The sequence below is a fragment of the Arthrobacter sp. Soil_C_60 genome (assembly GCF_057656375.1).
In genome coordinates this window covers 38,392-56,118 of the sequence record NZ_JBDGKM010000006.1, presented here as the reverse complement: position 1 = coordinate 56,118, position 17,727 = coordinate 38,392, and the positions used below count along the sequence as shown (strand labels likewise).

The window sequence follows — 17,727 nt, the reverse complement described above, 5'->3', positions numbered from 1 at the left end:
GCCCCGATCCTATGCGGAGAGTTCCCGGAAACCGACGAAGCTGGCACGGCTGCTAGCGACCCAGCTGCCGGAACTTCGCCCAACGTCGCTCCACGCGTTCGGCTGCGGGAGTGCTGGCGGCGGCGGACAGTTCATATTCGATCGCACGGGCCATCCGCCGGCAGAAGTCCTTTGGTTCGACCGCAGCATCGGGGCGTTCATCCACGATATGGTCCACCAGGCCATTGCCATACAGGGAGGTGAGGTTGACGCCTTGCTGGATGGAGATCGACGGCGCGAACTCGGTGGTGCGGTGCAGGATGGCGCTGGCGCCTTCGGGCGGCAGAGGCGACAGCCAGGCATGCTGGGCGGCAATGATCCGGTCTGCAGGCAGCAAGGCGAGAGCGCCGCCGCCGGCACCTTGCCCGAGCAACACGGATACGCTGGGGGACTGCAGGCCGACCAGATCCTGCAGTGACCGCGCGATTTCTCCTGCCAGTCCGCCTTCCTCTGCTTCCTTGGACAGCGCGGCGCCTGCGGTATCGATCACGGTCAGCAGGGGCAGACCGAGCTCTTCGGCCAGCTTCATGCCCCGGCGGGCCTCGCGCAATGATCCCGGTCCCATTGCCGGAGCGTCCGGATCCCGGGGTCGTTCGTGACCGAGGACGACGCACGACTGTCCGCCAAAGCGCGCCAGCGCGAGCAGCAGCCCGGGTTCGTTTTCGCCCTGCCCCGTTCCGTTGAGGGGTAGCGCATCTGCGGCGCCTGCAGCCAACAACCAGCGCAGGTCCGGCCGGCGGGTGTTCCGGGATATCTGGATTGAGGTCCAGGCGTCCGCGTCCGCGGGCCTTGTCTGCACGGTTTCCGGTTCCGGAACCGGATCGGCCGCTCCTGGCAGCAGGATGTTCAATGCCCGGTCCAGAATCTCCGCTAGTTCCTGCGGCGGAGCGACGGCATCGATGAGTCCTTTGTGGAAGAGGTTTTCGGAAACCTGGACGCCGGTCGGGAACGGTTCGCCGTTCAGCGCCTCGAAAACCCGGGGACCGAGGAACCCGAGGAGCGCGCCCGGTTCGGCAACTGTGACATGGCCTAACGAGCCCCATGAGGCCATTACTCCGCCGGTGGTGGGGTGGCGGAGGTAAACCAGATAGGGCAGGCCTTCCTGCCGGTGGCGGTGCACAGCCGCGGTGATCTTGACCATTGCCAGGAAAGCGAGTGTTCCTTCCTGCATGCGTGTCCCACCGGAGGCGGGGCCGGCGAGCAGCGGGAGTCGTTCAGCTGTGGCCTGTTCCACTGCGGCGGTAATCCGCTCCGCCGCAGCTTGTCCGATGGAGCCGGCCAGGAAAGCGAACTCCGAGACGATCACGGCCACCCGCCGTCCGCGGATGAGACCCTCTCCGGTCAGGACGGATTCGTCCGTTCCGCTCTTTCGGGCGCCAGCATCCAGGTCACGGCGGTACTTCTCGTCCGCCGCAGGCTGCGCCGGCGGTGTATCCCAGGAATTGAAGGATCCTGGATCGAGAACAGTGTCAATGAGTTCGACGGCGTTCAAATGGTGTGCCTTCTGCAAAGTCTCCATCTCAATCTGCCTCTTCTGCGCCGGCAAGCCAGGCCCGGATAGTTTTACCGTCTGCATCCAGCATCGGTGGGGCCTGATGGGTTCTGCGGGTGGTTTCCTCGGCGCTGGCCGGGTTGAAGAACCGCAGCGGTGGTCCCGGAAGTGTCACCTTGCCCAGGACCTGATGCTCGACGTCGACGAGCAGGCCTTGGGACTTGACCTGGTCCCAAGCGTAGACCTCGTCCAGGCTGCGCACCTTGCCCGCCGGAATGCCGGCATCGTCCAGTTTCTCCAGCAACGTTTCCGCGCCATAGGTGGCGAAAGCCCGCTCCACCTCCTGAATGAGGAGGGACCTGTTGTTGACCCGGTCCGCGTTGGTGGCGAATTCCGGGCGCGAGCCGTCGATACCGAAGGCATTGCTGAAGGCGGCCCACAGTTTTTCGCTGCCGACACTGATCTGGACCTTGCCGCCGCGGCAGCTGAACAATCCGTAGGGTGCGATGGAGGGGTGGTGGTTGCCCTGTGCCTGGGGCACTTCTCCGGCCACCGTGGCCCGGGTGCCCTGGAAAGCGTGGACCCCAACCATGGCCGCGAGCAGGGAGGTGCGGACCACCTGTCCGCGCCCGGTACGTTCGCGTTCCATCAGAGCGGCCAGCGCACCGTATGCACCGTACATGCCGGAGAGTAGATCCGCGATCGGTACGCCCACGCGCTGCGGGTCGTTGGGTCCGGAGCCGGTCAGGGACATCAGGCCCGCTTCGCCCTGCAGGATCTGGTCGTAGCCGCTGCGGTGCGATTCGGGGCCGTCGTGCCCGAACCCGGTAATCGAGAGGATCACCAGCCCGGGGTTGAGTTCGTGCAGCCGGGCGGCGTCGAAACCCAGCCGGTCGAGTACGCCTGGGCGGAAGTTTTCGATCAACACGTCCGCGCGGCGGATGAGTCCTGTGAGGACCTCTTTGCCGTCGTCGCTCTTCAGGTCCAGTGCAATGGATTCCTTGTTCCGATTACAGGACAGAAAGTACGTGGCCTGTGGATTATCCTCCGGGCCCACGAAGGGCGGGCCCCAGCCGCGGGTGTCATCCCCGTGGCCCGGGTTCTCCACTTTGATGACGCGTGCGCCCAGGTCGGCCATCATCATGCCGGCATGCGGCCCGGCCAGCGCACGGCTGAGGTCAACTACGGTAAATCCGGTCAACGGCCCCACAGCCTCGGCTTCATCCGGGGAAGCTCCTGTGCGGTGTTCGGTTACAAGCGTCATTTTGACTCCTTTGATGTGGGTCAGCAATTGGAGGAACGGCCGGTCACAGCCAGCCGGGCAGTACCAGGGTCAGCCAGGCCAAAACGGGTCCGGCCACCACGACGATGCCGCCGTAGCCCAGGATCTGCTTGTAGAAGCGGTCTTTGTCGGTGCCCTCCGGTGCGTTCGCCAGCACCAGGGCTCCGTTGGTTGAGAACGGTGAGACATCCACAATCGTGGAAGCGACTGCCAGGGCGCAGACAACGCCGACGGCACCGATCTCGCCGGAATCAAGGAACGGGATCGCCAGCGGGATCAGTGCCGCCAGAATGGCAGTGGAGGAGGCGAAAGCGGAGACGACGGCGCCGATGTAGCAGATCAGCAATGCGGCCAGCAACGGGACACCCAGGTTTGCGACGCCATCCGACACGTAGTTGATCGTGCCGGCCTCTTGCAGCACGCCGACGAAGGTCAGCATGCCGCAGATCAGCAGTACGGTTGACCAACTGATCTTGTTGACAGCGCCTTTCTGGGCCTTCGGCGACACGAGCGCGAGGACCACGGCGATGGTGATGGAGACGAATCCGACGTCGACTTTGAAGCCCAGGGCAACGACGGCGAGTACGATCAGGCCGGCGATGGTCAGCAACTGCGGCAGGCGCTCGCCGGACGGCTTGGAGGAGCCGTCTCCTGCTGGATCCCGTGGCCCATAAGTGCCGCTGCCGGCTCCCTTGAATGTGACGTCGCTGGCCCTGCTGCCGACACTCAAGGACATTCGTGCCTCAGCTACCTGCTCGACGAACTGCCCCACTCTTGTCATGGACAGGCTGCGGCCACCGAGTACCAGGAAGAGCACCAAAGCGATTGCCAAGTTGAAGGCGAAGCTCGTCAGGAACAGGGCTGCGGGGCTAAAGGCGAAGCCGGCGTCGGTAATCAGGCCATTGACGATGACCCCGTAGACGGCAATGGGCGAGAAGCCTCCGGCCTGTGCGCCGTGGACTACCAGCATGCCCATCATGAGCGGGTTGATCTTGTATTTGGCGGCGAAGCCGAGTGCGATCGGCGCCATGATGGCAACTGCTGCCGGACCCAGTGCGCCGACCGCGGTGATCGCGGCGGTGATAACGAACATGACCCACGGGATGAGGGCAATTCTGTTGTCGACCAGCTTCACTGCCCGACTGAGCAACAAGTCGATGGTGCCGTTGTTCTGTGCAATAGCGAACAAGTAGGTGACGCCCACCAGCGTCAGGAAAAGACCGCCAGGGAAGTTGGCCAAAATGGCATCGGTGTCCATGCCCAGGAAGACGGCTCCGAGCAGAAAAGCGCCGACAAAGGCGAGTGCGCCCATGTTGATGGGCAGGACTGTAGCGATCAGGAACATCGCCGCCAGAACGATGATTGATAAGACAGGAGCGGACATCGGCGTTCCTCCAGAAGATTTATTGGTGAAGTAGGTCACTGGCTCACTGGCCTAGCCTCCTAGACACTGAGTCTCTTGTCAATAGGTGTACTGTGGAGGCAATTCCGATGTGGGGAGGAACGCTATGCCTGACAAGCCTGTTTCACTCTTGGGCCGGGTGGCTCGGCCAAGACTCTATGAGCAGTTGATGAAGCAAATCCTGAGTTACGTAGAGGCCGAGCAGCTGGGGCCGGGTGATCACCTTCCGGCTGAGCGTGACTTGGCGGAGCAGCTCGGAGTTTCACGAGCCACGCTGGCGCAGGCACTTGTAGCTTTGGAGGTGCTCGGCGTTATCAGCGTCCAGCACGGCACTGGCGCGGTGCTGGTCTACCGGCCCAGCATTGCCACCGTGCTTCGGGACTTGCGCGAGCATCAGAACAGGCTGCCGGAGATCGTTGAAGCGCGCAGCACTCTGGAGGTGAAGCTGGCCGCGTTGGCTGCAACGAGACGGACGGACGAGGATCTGGCCGGCATTGAGAAAGCCTTGGGCGTCATGGAAGACGAAGTCGGCAAGGGTGACCGGGGCGCCCACGGGGATGAGCTTTTCCACCAAGCCGTAACGGAGGCCGCGCACTCGCCGGTGCTTGCGCAGCTGATGACTTTCATCGCCGAAATGGTTCTCGAAACGCGTCTTGAATCATTAGGACAGCCTGGTCGCCCTGAACAGTCTTTGGCATCCCACCGCAGGATCGCCGATGCCATCCGGGCCCAGGACCCGGACCTGGCTGCTGCAGCGATGTTGTCCCACATCGAACTGGTCTCGGATGTAGCGCTGCTCAAGTAAGCAAGTTGGGATGTGGATTTTTCAGGGCAGTTCGAGCACCGGCGGTTCGAAGATCCACGGCTCGGTGGGCAGCTGACCGGGTGAGAACGCCTCGAGTGCCTGATCCAGGGGCCCGGCCGGGAGACCTACCGAGCGCAGGACCATGTCCCGCACCGTGTCCGGACCAATCCCGGCCAGCGCGAGGGTGCGCAGTGAAATGGCGCCGTCGCGTTTGGCGATCCGGCGGTGATGGGTATTCAACACCAGCGGCACATGCGCGTACTCGACCGGCGCCAGGCCGAGCAGGGATGCCAGATACGCCTGCCGGGGCGTGGAGCTGAGCAGGTCATCGCCGCGGACCACCTGGTCGATGCCCTGCTCCGCGTCATCGACGACGACGGCGAGATTGTAGGCCGGCACGCCGTCGTTGCGCAGCAGCACCAGATCGTCGACGACGCCGGTGTACTCGCCGTGCAGCCGGTCCGTCACAGTGTATTCGGTGACCCCGGCGCGCAGCCGGAGTGCCGCGGGCCGCTCCTGCCGCCGTCGTTCGCGTTCTGAATTGCTGAGGTTCCGGCAGGTTCCGGGGTAGGCTCCGGCCGGGGCGTGCGGAGCGCTGGGGGCATCGGCGATCTCGCGGCGGGTGCAGAAGCATTCGTAGACCAGGCCCGCGTCGGCCAGGGCGGTGATGGCGGTGCGGTAGAGGGGGAAGCGGTCCGTCTGGCTGAGCACGTTGCCGTCCCACGTCAGCCCGACGGCGGCCAAATCCTCGAGCACTTTGTCTTCCGCTCCGGCGCGGGCGCGGTCCAGATCCTCGATCCGCAGCAGGAAATCGCGGCCGGTGCTGCGGGCGAAAAGCCAGGCGAGGATGGCGGTGCGCAGGTTTCCCACATGCAGTTCACCCGAGGGGCTAGGGGCGAAGCGGCCGGCTCCGGCGTCGATAGGAGGCACGGGTCCAGTCTATAAAGCGGAGCCGGCGGTTTCTGCCCTTACTCCAGCCGCGGCAGCCGGACGCTCCAGCCCCAGATGCTCGCGCAGCGTGCTGCCGGTATAGGAGGTGCGGAACAGCCCCCTGCGCTGCAGCACCGGGACGACGCGGTCCACGAACTCCTCCAGGGAATCCGGCAGCAGCGGCGGCATCAGGTTGAATCCGTCCGCGCCGCCGGAGGCGAACCAAAGCTCGATCTGGTCCGCCACCTGTTCGGGTGTGCCGGTCATGGTGCAGTGTCCGCCACCGGCAGCCAGCCTTCCGAGCAGCTGGCGCACCGTGGGCTTTTCGGCGTCGATGATCCGCAGGATGGTGGTGTAGCGGCCCTGCGGGCCGGTGAATTCCGACGCCGGCGGCAAGCTGGGCACGGGCGCGTCCAGCTCCCAGCCGCTGCAGTCCTGCTGGATGAAGGTGCCCAGCTGGGCCAGGGAGTGTTCCGTGGGCAGCAGCGCGTCGGTGTCGGCCTGCTTGGTCTTTGCCTTCGCCGTCGTTGTCCCGAAGTAGGTCACCAGGCCTGGCATGACGGCGACCTTGTCCGGATTCCGTCCGGCTCCGGCGATACGGCGCTTCACATCCGCGTAGTAGGCCTGCGCGCTGACCAGATCGTAGGCGACGGCGTAGATGCCTTCGGCATAACGGGCGGCGAGGTCGCGTCCCTGCTCCGAGGCGCCGGCCTGGAACAGCACCGGCCGACCCTGCGGGGAGCGCGGGACGGTGAGCGGGCCGTCCACCAGAAAGTGCCGTCCGGAATGGTGGAGCGGCTGGACTTCGGCCGGATCCGCGTAGCAGCCCTGGCGGTCGAGGACGAGCGCGTCGTCGGACCAGGAATCCCACAACCTGAGGGCGACGTCGATGAACTCGGCGGCGCGTTCATAACGTTCCTGATGCCCGGGCATGGCCGCCATACCGTGGTTGCGTGCCTCGGCGTCGAACATCGACGTGACGACATTCCAGCCGATGCGCCCGGCGCTGATGTGGTCCATGGAGGCCAGCATGCGGGCGGCATGGAACGGTGTGTAGAAGGTGGCCGAAACCGTGCTGACCAGGCCGATCCTGCTGGTGGCCCGGGCCATGGCCGACAGGGCGGTGAGGGGTTCCAGATGCCAGAGCGGCCCTGCGCCGACGTTGCCCGCCGAGTGTCCGTCCGCGAAGAAGACGGCGTCGAACAGGCCCCGCTCCGCGGTTTGGGCCAGCCGCTCGTAGAAGGCGATGTCGCCGAGCTGCTCGATGGGCGACTGCGGCCGACGCCAGGCGGCGTTGTGGTGGCCGCAGCCGAACAGGAACGCGTTGAAGTGCAGTTGCCGCGCCGCCACTAGCTCATCACCAGTCCGCCGTCGACCATCAGGTTCTGCCCGGTCACCGAGCGGGCCCAGGGCGACGCGAAGAACAGTACCGCGTCGGCCAGTTCTTCCGGCGTCGTTACTCTGCGCAGCGGAGTGGAGGCGGCGATCAGCTCGAAGACTTCATCCGGTGTGGCAGCGCTGGCGTCGGTGGTGCGGAGCAATCCGCCGGAGACCATGTTGACGGTGACGTTGTGCTGGCCCAGATCCGCCGCCAGCGTCCGGGTCAGCGAGAGCAGGGCCGCCTTGGCCGCGGTGTAGTCGTGGTAGGGAACTACCGGATTCTGGAAGAGGTTGGTGCCGATGTTGATGATCCGGCCAAATCGGTGGCCGCGCATGCCGGGAAGTGCCTGCTGCGCGGTGTTCAGCGCGCCACGCACGCTGCCGGAGAACTGGGTCTCGAACTCGGACCAGGAAATATCGGAGGCGCTGGAGCGGGCATCCCCGTTGAACGAGAAATCCGCCAGCGCGTTGTTGACCACCGTGGTCACTGCGCCACCGAAATGGGCTTCGGCACGGCTGAACAGCTCCGCCACCTGCCCGGCATCGGTGACGTCCGACTGCAGAGCCACGGCCTGCTCCGGCCCGAACTTGGCGGCCAGCTCCTCCGCGGCCGAACCGCTGTTGCGGTAATTGATGACTACCCGGGCGCCGGCTTCCGCGAAGGCTGCGACGATCCGGGCGCCGAGGCCACGGCCGCCGCCGGTTACCAGTACGGTCTGTGCTGCGAGCTGCATTGAGGTTCTCCACCTTGAATAAGGCGAAAAGATGGTGCAACGCACCGCACGGCAGCCGCTGCATGACATCCCTTCGCTAGTACGAACTAGATCAGGTTCAACGGGTTTGCTCTCAGCCCCTCAAGGGGGCACCCCGTGTCACTGCCTGCGAGTCTACCTGCCGGAGCCGGCTACTGCAGCAACGCCGCCTCCAGACGGTCCATGAAGCTCCGCGCCGTTACGCCCGGTAGTCCATCACCACTTGAGAAGGCGGTCCCTGAGCCAGCATTTCCTTGGTGACCCCATGGAGCTCCAGAATCTTGTCCTTGAACCAGACGTCGAAGGGGTCTTCGGAGGCAGCCAGCTTGCTGAACCCCGCGGAGACGCTCTCGCCCTCGTGGAACAAAGCGGCAAAGTCTCCTTCGGGACTCTGGACCAGGCCGATCACTTCACGGCTGGCCCCGAGGCGCTGCCGGGACTGGGCGAAATCGTCCTTCCGCGGACCGTTGATCTCCTCCACGAAAGCCCTCCACGCCTCAAGCTTCCCGGGCAGGATAGGCACAAACCAGGTAATACATTCCATGACAGATCCTTCTTTTGCTGCTGCGGGGAGCTCATGCGAGCCGGTGTAGGGCTCATGGTAGGCCCGGCCCGGGAGCGCCGACACCCTCAATCTGAGGGATGCGGCGGTGCTAGGCAGCCGGGCATCGTTCCCCGTCGCCGCGGTCCCCGTTTGGAAGGCTAATCTGGAGCGGTGATCATCGTCCTTGGGGCATTGATGGTTTTCCTGGGCCTGCTCTGGTGGGTCCTCACCCTCCTGCTGCCGGACGGGATCGCGCTGGTTGGAACCGTAGTGTTCGGTGGAGCGGTGGTTGCGGTGTTGGCGTTTGTGTACCTGAAGTCAGAGCGCTTCGGCCGGCCGGAGGAACGGGAGTACAGCCGCCGGTTCCGGATCGTGCTGCGGGAAGCCGGGCGTGCCGGCCGGTACGAGGAGATCTGGGCCGTCACCCGCAGGGATACAGCCAATCAGGACATGGCACTGTTTATTGCCGCCGAAGAGCAAGGGAACCTCGGCGAATTGATCGCCGAATGGGACCAGGCGCTGCGGCACGGCCGGGAGGACGATTTCTTCCGGGAGCGTCAGCAAGGCTAAACGCGCCACGTCAAAGGGCTGCCCTGCGTGGCTGCCGTCCCGGGTGGCTCAATCCTCCAGGTAAGCCGGAGTGAAGAGCAGATTCAGTCCTTCGGCAATGGTCGGATGGGTGATGACGGCGTCCCGCACCGCCGTGAATTCCAGCCCCGCCAGCATGGCCATCTGGACCACGGCGGTGGCTTCGCTGGCCTCGGTGCCCAGTAGCGCCACGCCCAGAATCCTGCCGGTCTTCCGGTCCAGCACGGCCTTCCACACGCCTTCGGTCTGGCCGAGTGTACGGGCGCGCGGAATGGCGGCAACCGGCATCTTGGCGATGCGGACATCGTGGCCGGCGTAGCGGGCCTGCTGCTCAGTCAGGCCGACCCGGCCCAGTTCGGGCGTGATGAAGACCGTGTAGGGAATGAGCCGTCCCTCGGTGGTGCGGGCCTCGCCGTCGCCATGCCGGGCGGCCAGATTGGCCTTGAGGATGCGGTAGTCGTCGTAGGAAGCGTGCGTGAACTGCGGGGTCCCGGCAGCATCGCCGGCAGCCCAGACGCCGTCGGCCGCCCGCAACTGCTGGTCGACCTCGATGAAGCCGCGGTCGTCCAGGATCACGCCGGCGGCTTCCAGATTGGCGCCGTCGGTCATGGGTTTCCTGCCGAGCGCCACCAGGACGTCCTCCGCGCTGATCGTTTCGCCATCGTCAAGGGTCACGCTGACCGTGCCGTCTGCAGCGCGCTGGATTTTCTCGGCTGCGGCGCCGAGGCGGACGGTGATGCCGGCGTCGATAAAGGCTTTCTTGACCGCGGCGGACACGTCTGCATCCTCGCGGCCCAGCAACTGGTTCCCGCGCTGGACGATCGTTACATTGACGCCGATGGTGTTGAGCAGGTCCGCGAATTCACAGCCGATGTAACCGCCGCCGAGGATGACAATGCTCTCCGGCAACGACTCAAGCTCGAGCATGGTATTGCTGGTCTGCACCCGGGCCTCCGCCAGCCCCGCAATCGGAGGCAGCGCCGGCTCGGTGCCGAGATTGATCACGACGTCGGTGCCGCGCAGGACGCGGGTGCCGCCGTCGTTAAGGTCCACGTGTACGGTTCTGGGCCCGGTAAATTTCGCTTCGCCCAGGATGAAGTCCATCCCGGAATCGGTGAAACTGCCGAGCTGTCCCTTGACCATGGTGCCGACGACGTCATCCTTGCGGTGCCGCAGCAGGGCCAGATCCATCCGCGGATCTTCGACGCCGGAAATACCGAACTCGGCCGCACGCCGGACGGTCTCCAGTACCCGGCCGCTGTTGATGAGGGTCTTCGTGGGAATGCAGGCCACATTAATGCAGGTGCCGCCGATCATGCTGCGTTCAACCATGGCTACTTTCTGCCCGGCCTTGGCCCGGTCCATGGCCAGGGATTTGCCCGCCTTGCCGCCGCCGATGACCAGTAGGTCGACTTCTTCAATGTCCATGATGGTCCTCCTGAAGTGTGCCGCCGGGCGGTGCCGCCCTCGGGTCGATCCTACGCGGGTCGCCTTCCAGCAGGGGTATGGACAGGTTGCTTAGCAGCTACCTACGCTGGGAATCCGTCGTCCGGCAACCACGCGGGACGGAGCAACGGCCAGGAGCCCCACGATGACCAGCGAAGCCAACGAAAACAGCGATCAGCCCGAGGACTCGGAACTGCATCCACACGAACCCCAGCCGGTTGCCGAATCCGGTAGCGGCCAGGAGGAGCCGCTGGAAGCGGCGGCCGGCCCGGATTCGGAAAAGGTGGACGGTTCAGCCGAGGCCGATAATGCCAAGGAAGGCGGTTACGGGTACTGACGCTTTGCGTGAGGAGCAGGCGGACGCCCTCATAACGCGGTGCCCGGGCTACCGCGTCGATGTGATTCAGGCTACACTTCTGGATCCATGAGCCAGCACCATCTCGATGCCGCACGGCGGACTGCCGATGAGCACGGCACAACCGTAGGACCGGTTCCCGTGCTGCCCGGGTCCAGGCCGGCGAAGCTTCTGAAGTTCAACACCGACGGCATCCCCGCGACCAATCGCGTCCAGCTTTGGGAGCACCATAACTCCAAGGCGCTGATTCCGCTGGACATCCGCACCATGGACGATGCCCCGCTGCAGGCCAGTGAGGTGAACCTGCATTTCCCCTCGCTGAAGTTTGCCCAAGTCAAGGGCAGCGCGCAGGTGGTGGAACGAAACGAACGGTTCATCCGGCAGAACCCCATGGACGCCATTGCCCTCTTCTTCGCATTGGAAGGCGAAGCATTTTTCTACTATGGCGACGGACAGGAATCGCTCAAACCCGGCCAAGCGGTCATCTACGACGCCGACCGGCCGTTTCTGCGAGGCTTTTGCAAGGGTCTGCGTGAACTGGTGCTCACCATCCCGCGTGATGACTACCTGGAACTGTCCGGCGGGAAACCGCTGCTAAAGCCCCGGGTCTTCAACTTCAATCAGGGCGAGGCGGCGAACCGCCACATGCTCGCCTTGGCCAAGTTGGTCAGCGGTACGATCGCCGGGCAAGCCCAGCACAGCCAGCCCGCGAATTTGGAGCGCGCGGAGGACTCTGCCCTTGAACTGCTCAGCCTCATGATCAGAGGGGAGCGCAGCGGCACCGGTGCCGGTTACCTTGCCACCGCCCGCAGTTACATCGAGGACCGGCTGGGCGATCCGCAACTCAGCGCCGCCGAAGTTGCCGCGGCGGTCGGCATCAGCGAACGCCATCTGACGCGGATCTTTGCCGAGGCCGGGGAACCGCCCAGCCTTTACGTCCTGGGCCTGCGGCTGGAGCTGGCTCGGACCATCCTCTCCGATCCAACCCAAAGAACGACGCCGGTGGGCCGGATCTCCGCGCAGGCCGGCTTCGCGTCGCAAAGCTATTTCACCCGTGCATTCAAGGCCCGTTTCGGCCTCACTCCGCTCCAGCTGCGCAAAGACGCCCTCCTCGGCGTCGCGCTGTAGGTTCCGCACCGCCGTCGTAGTCGTCTGCGGCCGCAGACAGAGGTGCATCGTGCCGGATTAGCACCCACCGGACCTGTTTTGTCACTGTTCGGCCGGATCCTCGTGAACAGGCCCCGCCATCCGGGGTGATCCAGAACACTCTTGTGTAACGGCGATATCGCCGAAGACCACAGGAGGGACAGTAATGACTACGGAAACACAGGCAACGGCGGCTGCTTCCGGCGCCAATGCGACGGACCGCTTCCGGGAGAACAAGAAGTTCGCGGCCGGTACCAGCCAGGAGCGGGTGGACCTGCTGGCCTCGCGGGTCATCGGAGCCATCAACCAAACAATCCTGGAAGAAAAGGTCACCTACGACGAGTACAACGCTTTGAAGGCGTGGCTGATCCAGGTTGGCGAGGACGGGGAGTGGCCGTTATTCCTGGACGTATGGGTGGAGCACTCGGTGGAGCAGGTGGCCAACGAGAACCGTGGGGGCACAAAGGGCTCCATCGAGGGACCGTACTACATTCCGGACGCCCCAAAGCTTGAGTCCCCAGCGACCCTGCCGATGCGCGATGGCGAGCAGGGCACGCCGCTGCTCTTCCAAGGCCGCGTCACTGATCTGGCCGGAAAGCCGCTGCCCGGGGCCACGGTGGAGATCTGGCACGCAGACGATCTGGGTTTTTACTCCCAGTTCGCCCCGGGCCTGCCGGAATGGAACCTGCGCGCGACCGTCATCGCGGATCAGAACGGCGACTACCGAATCCATACGATGCAGCCAGCCCCGTACCAGATTCCCACGGACGGTTCCTGCGGCAAGTTGATCGCGGCGGCCGGCTGGCATGCCTGGCGGCCGGCGCACCTGCACCTGAAGATCTCCGCGCCCGGGCACCAGCTGATCACCTCGCAGCTCTACTTCAAAGGGGATGAACATGTGGGCGACGACATTGCCTCCGCCGTCAAGCCCGAACTCATCCTCGATCCCACGCCCAGGGCGGATGGGCACGGCCGCGAAGTCACCTACAACTTCGTACTGGACCCGGCGTAACCGCAAGCTGTGCGGCCGGCGGGCGACCCCACCCCGCCGGCCGTGCCCCAACAGCAGGAGGACAAAATGTCTGAAACAACCCCCGTTGCCGCGGCCGCAACGGCTATCGATCCGCGCGAGCTGCGGAACACGTTCGGCCAGTTCGCGACCGGCGTGACCGTGGTCACCTGCCGCTCCGCGGACGGCACCCCGCACGGTGCGACGGTGAACGCGTTTACCGCGGTGTCGCTGGATCCGCCGCTGGCCCAGGTCACCCTGACCCGCAGCTCCAAGGCGGCCCAGTACCTGGAGGGCGCGCCGTTCGCGATCAACATCCTCTCCCAGGACCAGCTGGACGTCGCCTGGCATTTCGCCGGCAAGCCGCTACCGGAAGAACCGGCCTGGACCGTGGACGGGGACGTCCCGGTCCTGCTGGAGAACACGGCAACCCTGGAATGCCGGCCCTGGCAGGTGTACGACGGCGGCGATCATGTGATCGTGATCGGCGAAGTCCACAAACTCGAGACCACAGGCCGGGAGCCATTGCTCTTCTATGGCGGCAAGTTCCGCGAGATCGGCCCGCTGTCCGGTTCCAGCCACTGGCACCACTGCGGAGACTCGCTGGAGGCGGGCTGGTTCTCCGGTGCCGATTCCTTCAAACCTCTCATCCAGGCCTGACGGCCACTGAACTGATAAGGACAAGACGATGACTGAAACTATCGACACCACGACCACCGCAGGCACCGGCGCAGCCGACATGAGTGCCCGGACCACGCAGGCGGATCAGCTCAAACCCCAGACCGGCGATGAATACATCGAGTCGCTCCGGGACGACCGCGAGGTCTGGATCTACGGCGAGCGGGTCAAGGACGTCACCACGCACCCGGCGTTCCGCAACTCCGTGCGCATGGCCGCCCGCCTCTACGACGGCTTCCACAAACCGGAAACGGCAGATAAGCTCCTGGTCCCCACCGACACCGGCTCCGGCGGCCTGACGCACCCGTTCTTCAAAGCCGCGCGGTCCATCGATGACCTGAAGGCCTCGCGTACCGCGATCGAAACCTGGGCACGGATGTCCTACGGCTGGATGGGCCGGTCACCGGATTACAAGGGTGCGTTCCTGGGCACGCTGGGCGGGATGCCGGACTTCTACGAGCCGTTCCAGGACAACGCCAAGCGCTGGTATGCCGAGTCCCAGGAGAAGGTCCTGTACTGGAACCACGCGATCATCAACCCACCGGTGGACCGGCACCTGCCGCCGGACCAAGTCGGCGACGTGTTCATGAAGGTCGAAAAGGAGACCGACGCCGGGCTCGTTGTCTCCGGCGCGAAGGTCGTTGCCACCGGCTCGGCCATCACCCAGTACAACTTCATCGCGCACTACGGGCTGCCGATCAAGAAGAAGGAATTCGCGCTGATCTGCACCGTTCCCATGGACGCACCCGGGGTGAAACTGATCTCCCGTGCCTCCTACTCGCATCAAGCGGCTGTGATGGGCACCCCGTTCGATTACCCGCTCTCCTCCCGACTGGATGAGAACGATTCGGTGTTCGTCTTCGACAAGGTCCTCATCCCGTGGGAGAACGTGTTCGCGTACGGGGACATTGAGAAGATCAACAACTTCTTCCCGCAGACCGGGTTCCTGAACCGGTTCACGTTCCAGGGCGTGATCCGCCTGGCCGTAAAGCTGGACTTCATCGCCGGCCTGCTGCTCAAGGCGCTGGAAATCGCCGGAACGAAGGACTTCCGCGGCGTTCAAGCCCGCGCCGGCGAAGTTATCGGCTGGCGCAACATGTTCTACGCCCTCGCCGATGCGATGGCGCTGAACCCGGATGCCGGCCCCGACGGGACCGTGCTGCCCAAGCTCGACTACGGTCTGGCGTACCGGATGTTCATGTCCACCGGCTACCCGCGGATCAAGGAAATCATCGAACAGGACGTCGCTTCCGGCCTGATCTACCTGAATTCCTCCGCCCTGGACTTCAAGACCCCGGAGATCCGCCCTTACCTGGACAAGTACGTCCGAGGTTCGGATGGCATCCAGGCCGTGGACCGGGTGAAGCTGATGAAGCTGCTCTGGGACGCGATCGGCACCGAGTTCGGTGGCCGCCACGAACTCTACGAACGCAACTACTCCGGCAACCACGAAAACGTGAAGGCAGAAATCCTCTTCGCCGCCCAGGCCCAGGGCCACACCGACATGATGACCGGCTTCGCCGACCAATGCATGTCCGAGTACGACCTGGACGGCTGGACCGTACCCGACCTGATCAACAACGACGACGTCAGCATCTTCCTCAAAAAGAACTAGCCGCAGTCCTGCTCCACCGCGCCGGTGCGAACAACGACGGCGGCCGGTCACCATCCGTGACCGGCCGCCGTCGGACGTGGTTTGCCGGACCTACAGCCGCCACTCATCCCGGTACGCGGGATGCCCGGCGTAAGGCACGGCCATGATCAGCAGCATCGGCCGGCGGTCGCCGGTGTCAAGGCGCTGCAGCTGATCGATCATCCGGCGCTTCGCCTCGCACTCGGCCAGGGCCCGGTCCAGCACCGGGACGGATGCGGTGTTCCACCAGGAGTGCAGGTTGGACTCGTCCTCGGCGATCCTCGCCAGCAGGAATTCGACGATGTCCTCCATACCCACACCGTACGCCGCCGTGGCACGCGGCGTCCGGCGTGGCTAAAGATCTGTCCTGTCCGGGATCAGCTGCGGGGGATGTTGCGCAGGTTGCTCCGTGCCATGCTGACCGCTTCGCCCGCTCCCTTGTTCAGCACAATCTTGGACATCGCGGTGGCGAAGCCGAAGACCTGGGTCCCGGTGATCTTCGGCGGCAGGGACAGCGCCTTCGGATCGGTAATGAGTTCCACCAGCGATGGGCCCGGATGGGCGAAGGCATCGCGGTAGGCCCGCTCGATGCCGGCCGGATCGGCGACGCGGATGGCGTGGAAGCCCATGGCCTGGGCGATGGCGGCGTAGTTAGTGTCCGGAACGTCGACGCCGAAGTCCGGCAGCCCGTCCACCAGCATCTCCAGTTTCACCATGCCGAGGGTGGAATTGTTGAAGACGACGACGTTCAGCGGCAGCCGGTAAGCCGCCGCGGTGACCAGTTCGCCCAGCAGCATGGACAAGCCGCCGTCGCCGGACACGGAGATGACCTGGCGTTCAGGGTAGGCCAGCTGCGCGCCGATGGCGTGGGGGAGGGCATTGGCCATGGAGCCGTGGAGGTAGGAGCCGATCAGCCGCCGGGTGCCGCGCGGGGGGATATAGCGGGCAGTCCAGACGTTGCACATCCCGGTGTCCGCGGTGAAGATAGCGTCCTCGGCGGCGACCTGGTCCAGCAGGGAGGCGGCATACTCGGGGTGGATGGGTTTGATCTTGTCGGCGCGCCGGGTATAGGCGCCGACGGCCTTGTTCATCAGCTTGTCGTGCTTCTTGAGCATCTGGTCCAGGAAGCGGCGGCTCTTCTTGCGTTTGAGCAGCGGCATCAGGGCCGCCAGCGTGGGCAGCACGTCGCCGTGGATCGCGATTTCCACATCCGTCCTCCGGCCCAGATGCTCCGGTGCCCGGTCCACCTGGGCGGTGCGGGTGTTCGGCAGGAACTGGTCGTACGGGAAGTCGGTGCCCAGCAGGATCAGCAGGTCCGCATCCTCGATGCCCTCGGCCGCGGCACCGTAGCCCAGCAGGCCGGTCATGCCGATGTCGTACGGATTGTCGTACTGGATGAAGTCCTTGCCGCGCAGCGAATGCCCGATCGGCGCGCCGATCAGCTCGGCCAGGGCCACCACTTCATCATGCGCGCCTTCCACACCGGCACCGGCGAAAATGGCGACCTTGCCGGCGTCGTTAATCGCGTCCGCGAGCTGCTTGACGCTTTCGGCGGCCGGCACCACGGTGGCGGGCAGGAAGGGGGTGCACAGCGGCGTCGGGGCGACGGCCTCGAGGCTGGCGACGTCGCCGGGCAAGGTAACGACGGCGACGCCCCGCCTGCCGAGGGCATGCCGGATGGCGCTCTGCGTGACCCGCGGGGCCTGCTCGGCGGTGCTGACCATTTCCGAGTAGACCGAGCATTCGTTGAAGAGCCGGTCGGGATGGGTTTCTTGGAAGTAGCCGGTGCCGATCTGCTTGCTGGGAATGTGCGAGGCGATCGCCAGCACCGGCGCGCCGGAGCGGTTGGCGTCGTACAGCCCGTTAATGAGGTGGAGGTTGCCCGGCCCGCAGGAGCCGGCGCACACCGCCAGTTGCCCGGTCAGCTGGGCTTCGGCCGCCGCGGCGAAAGCCTCCGCTTCCTCGTGGCGGACATGGATCCAGTCGATGCCGCCCTTGGCCGCCCCGCCGGTCTGCCGGACCGCGTCCACAATCGGGTTGAGGCTGTCGCCTACGATCCCGTAGATCCGGCGGACCCCCGCGGCGCGGAGCTGGTCGATGAGCTGGGCTGCGACTTCCTGGGCCATTGCGGAACGCTCCTGAAGGTTGGAGGATGTTACCTATTCCGGCCAATATAGCCGAGTTGCCGCTGCCGGGGGCGCCGGGTTGGACCTGCGTTGGCCTGCCGGACTCCAGGCGTTCACCAT

Annotated in this window: 17 protein-coding genes and 1 riboswitch; of the genes, 7 read left to right on the top strand and 10 right to left on the bottom strand. The window is 65.1% G+C overall.

Annotated features, from left to right (window positions below; translation table 11 throughout):
* Positions 1–52 precede the first annotated feature (52 nt).
* Genes AC3A4M_RS13625 through AC3A4M_RS13615 form a run of 3 tightly spaced genes read right to left on the bottom strand, consistent with a single transcriptional unit; the run spans position 53 to position 4,197 of the window.
* The gene (locus AC3A4M_RS13625; protein WP_498736249.1) at positions 53–1,558 is read right to left on the bottom strand and encodes a carboxyl transferase domain-containing protein; all 1,506 of its coding nucleotides are present in this window, start codon (positions 1,556–1,558) and stop codon (positions 53–55) included.
* Between the two features lies 1 nt (position 1,559).
* Positions 1,560–2,795 carry a CaiB/BaiF CoA transferase family protein gene (locus AC3A4M_RS13620; protein WP_498736248.1) on the bottom strand — a complete coding sequence of 412 codons (1,236 nt, stop codon included), beginning with the start codon at positions 2,793–2,795 and terminating at the stop codon, positions 1,560–1,562.
* Between the two features lie 43 nt (positions 2,796–2,838).
* Entirely contained in the window at positions 2,839–4,197 is a 1,359-nt protein-coding gene (locus tag AC3A4M_RS13615) for an SLC13 family permease (protein ID WP_498736247.1), read from the bottom strand.
* Between the two features lie 124 nt (positions 4,198–4,321).
* Here AC3A4M_RS13615 and AC3A4M_RS13610 point away from each other — a divergent pair, with 124 nt between their 5' ends.
* Positions 4,322–5,020 (top strand): FadR/GntR family transcriptional regulator, encoded by a 699-nt coding sequence (locus AC3A4M_RS13610; protein WP_498736246.1) that lies wholly within the window; start codon positions 4,322–4,324, stop codon positions 5,018–5,020.
* Positions 5,021–5,041: 21 nt separating this feature from the next.
* Here the strand turns inward: AC3A4M_RS13610 and gluQRS are convergent, their stop codons facing one another.
* From gluQRS to AC3A4M_RS13590, 4 genes are all read right to left on the bottom strand, one after another.
* The gene (gene gluQRS, locus AC3A4M_RS13605) at positions 5,042–5,950 is read right to left on the bottom strand and encodes a tRNA glutamyl-Q(34) synthetase GluQRS (protein ID WP_498736245.1); all 909 of its coding nucleotides are present in this window, start codon (positions 5,948–5,950) and stop codon (positions 5,042–5,044) included.
* Between the two features lie 9 nt (positions 5,951–5,959).
* Positions 5,960–7,300 carry an LLM class flavin-dependent oxidoreductase gene (locus AC3A4M_RS13600; protein ID WP_498736244.1) on the bottom strand — a complete coding sequence of 447 codons (1,341 nt, stop codon included), beginning with the start codon at positions 7,298–7,300 and terminating at the stop codon, positions 5,960–5,962.
* Positions 7,300–8,064 carry a 3-oxoacyl-ACP reductase gene (locus AC3A4M_RS13595; protein ID WP_498736243.1) on the bottom strand — a complete coding sequence of 255 codons (765 nt, stop codon included), beginning with the start codon at positions 8,062–8,064 and terminating at the stop codon, positions 7,300–7,302. The genes AC3A4M_RS13600 and AC3A4M_RS13595 overlap by 1 nt, the downstream gene beginning before the upstream one ends.
* A gap of 51 nt (positions 8,065–8,115) precedes the next feature.
* A riboswitch (TPP riboswitch) is annotated at positions 8,116–8,210 on the bottom strand.
* A 71-nt stretch (positions 8,211–8,281) separates the two neighbouring features.
* Positions 8,282–8,626 carry a hypothetical protein gene (locus AC3A4M_RS13590; protein WP_498730237.1) on the bottom strand — a complete coding sequence of 115 codons (345 nt, stop codon included), beginning with the start codon at positions 8,624–8,626 and terminating at the stop codon, positions 8,282–8,284.
* A gap of 171 nt (positions 8,627–8,797) precedes the next feature.
* On the opposite strand from AC3A4M_RS13590, the gene AC3A4M_RS13585 reads away from it, so the two are divergent.
* Positions 8,798–9,196: a hypothetical protein gene (locus AC3A4M_RS13585; RefSeq protein ID WP_498736242.1), complete on the top strand. Its 399-nt coding sequence runs from the start codon at positions 8,798–8,800 to the stop codon at positions 9,194–9,196.
* Between the two features lie 48 nt (positions 9,197–9,244).
* Here the strand turns inward: AC3A4M_RS13585 and AC3A4M_RS13580 are convergent, their stop codons facing one another.
* A complete protein-coding gene (locus tag AC3A4M_RS13580; protein ID WP_498736241.1) occupies positions 9,245–10,642 on the bottom strand; it encodes a dihydrolipoyl dehydrogenase family protein in 1,398 nt (465 codons plus the stop codon).
* Positions 10,643–10,805: 163 nt separating this feature from the next.
* On the opposite strand from AC3A4M_RS13580, the gene AC3A4M_RS13575 reads away from it, so the two are divergent.
* The 5 genes from AC3A4M_RS13575 (at position 10,806) to AC3A4M_RS13555 (ending at position 15,463) form a co-directional block, all read left to right on the top strand.
* A complete protein-coding gene (locus AC3A4M_RS13575; RefSeq protein ID WP_498736240.1) occupies positions 10,806–10,997 on the top strand; it encodes a hypothetical protein in 192 nt (63 codons plus the stop codon).
* 87 nt (positions 10,998–11,084) lie between these two features.
* Positions 11,085–12,143 (top strand): helix-turn-helix domain-containing protein, encoded by a 1,059-nt coding sequence (locus AC3A4M_RS13570; protein ID WP_498736239.1) that lies wholly within the window; start codon positions 11,085–11,087, stop codon positions 12,141–12,143.
* A 184-nt stretch (positions 12,144–12,327) separates the two neighbouring features.
* On the top strand, positions 12,328–13,173 hold the full coding sequence (gene catA / locus AC3A4M_RS13565; RefSeq protein WP_498736238.1) for a catechol 1,2-dioxygenase: 846 nt from the start codon (positions 12,328–12,330) through the stop codon (positions 13,171–13,173).
* Positions 13,174–13,239: 66 nt separating this feature from the next.
* A complete protein-coding gene (locus AC3A4M_RS13560; protein ID WP_498736237.1) occupies positions 13,240–13,830 on the top strand; it encodes a flavin reductase family protein in 591 nt (196 codons plus the stop codon).
* Positions 13,831–13,858: 28 nt separating this feature from the next.
* Entirely contained in the window at positions 13,859–15,463 is a 1,605-nt protein-coding gene (locus AC3A4M_RS13555; RefSeq protein WP_498736236.1) for a 4-hydroxyphenylacetate 3-hydroxylase family protein, read from the top strand.
* A gap of 90 nt (positions 15,464–15,553) precedes the next feature.
* Here the strand turns inward: AC3A4M_RS13555 and AC3A4M_RS13550 are convergent, their stop codons facing one another.
* Complete coding sequence (locus AC3A4M_RS13550) at positions 15,554–15,793, bottom strand: DUF6221 family protein (protein WP_498730226.1); 240 nt, start codon at positions 15,791–15,793, stop codon at positions 15,554–15,556.
* Positions 15,794–15,858: 65 nt separating this feature from the next.
* A complete protein-coding gene (locus AC3A4M_RS13545; protein ID WP_498736235.1) occupies positions 15,859–17,607 on the bottom strand; it encodes a pyruvate dehydrogenase in 1,749 nt (582 codons plus the stop codon).
* Between the last annotated feature and the right edge of the window lie 120 nt (positions 17,608–17,727).

What these genes read in the sequence shown, in the direction of transcription:
- AC3A4M_RS13625 (WP_498736249.1), bottom strand. Translation starts at nt 1,558, where the DNA reads ATGGAGACTTTGCAGAAGGCACACCATTTGAACGCCGTCGAACTCATT.
- AC3A4M_RS13615 (WP_498736247.1), bottom strand. Translation starts at nt 4,197, where the DNA reads ATGTCCGCTCCTGTCTTATCAATCATCGTTCTGGCGGCGATGTTCCTG.
- AC3A4M_RS13580 (WP_498736241.1), bottom strand. Translation starts at nt 10,642, where the DNA reads ATGGACATTGAAGAAGTCGACCTACTGGTCATCGGCGGCGGCAAGGCG.
- AC3A4M_RS13560 (WP_498736237.1), top strand. Translation starts at nt 13,240, where the DNA reads ATGTCTGAAACAACCCCCGTTGCCGCGGCCGCAACGGCTATCGATCCG.
- catA (WP_498736238.1), top strand. Translation starts at nt 12,328, where the DNA reads ATGACTACGGAAACACAGGCAACGGCGGCTGCTTCCGGCGCCAATGCG.
- AC3A4M_RS13545 (WP_498736235.1), bottom strand. Translation starts at nt 17,607, where the DNA reads ATGGCCCAGGAAGTCGCAGCCCAGCTCATCGACCAGCTCCGCGCCGCG.
- AC3A4M_RS13550 (WP_498730226.1), bottom strand. Translation starts at nt 15,793, where the DNA reads ATGGAGGACATCGTCGAATTCCTGCTGGCGAGGATCGCCGAGGACGAG.
- AC3A4M_RS13570 (WP_498736239.1), top strand. Translation starts at nt 11,085, where the DNA reads ATGAGCCAGCACCATCTCGATGCCGCACGGCGGACTGCCGATGAGCAC.
- AC3A4M_RS13555 (WP_498736236.1), top strand. Translation starts at nt 13,859, where the DNA reads ATGACTGAAACTATCGACACCACGACCACCGCAGGCACCGGCGCAGCC.
- AC3A4M_RS13575 (WP_498736240.1), top strand. Translation starts at nt 10,806, where the DNA reads ATGACCAGCGAAGCCAACGAAAACAGCGATCAGCCCGAGGACTCGGAA.
- AC3A4M_RS13610 (WP_498736246.1), top strand. Translation starts at nt 4,322, where the DNA reads ATGCCTGACAAGCCTGTTTCACTCTTGGGCCGGGTGGCTCGGCCAAGA.
- AC3A4M_RS13590 (WP_498730237.1), bottom strand. Translation starts at nt 8,626, where the DNA reads ATGGAATGTATTACCTGGTTTGTGCCTATCCTGCCCGGGAAGCTTGAG.
- AC3A4M_RS13620 (WP_498736248.1), bottom strand. Translation starts at nt 2,795, where the DNA reads ATGACGCTTGTAACCGAACACCGCACAGGAGCTTCCCCGGATGAAGCC.
- AC3A4M_RS13595 (WP_498736243.1), bottom strand. Translation starts at nt 8,064, where the DNA reads ATGCAGCTCGCAGCACAGACCGTACTGGTAACCGGCGGCGGCCGTGGC.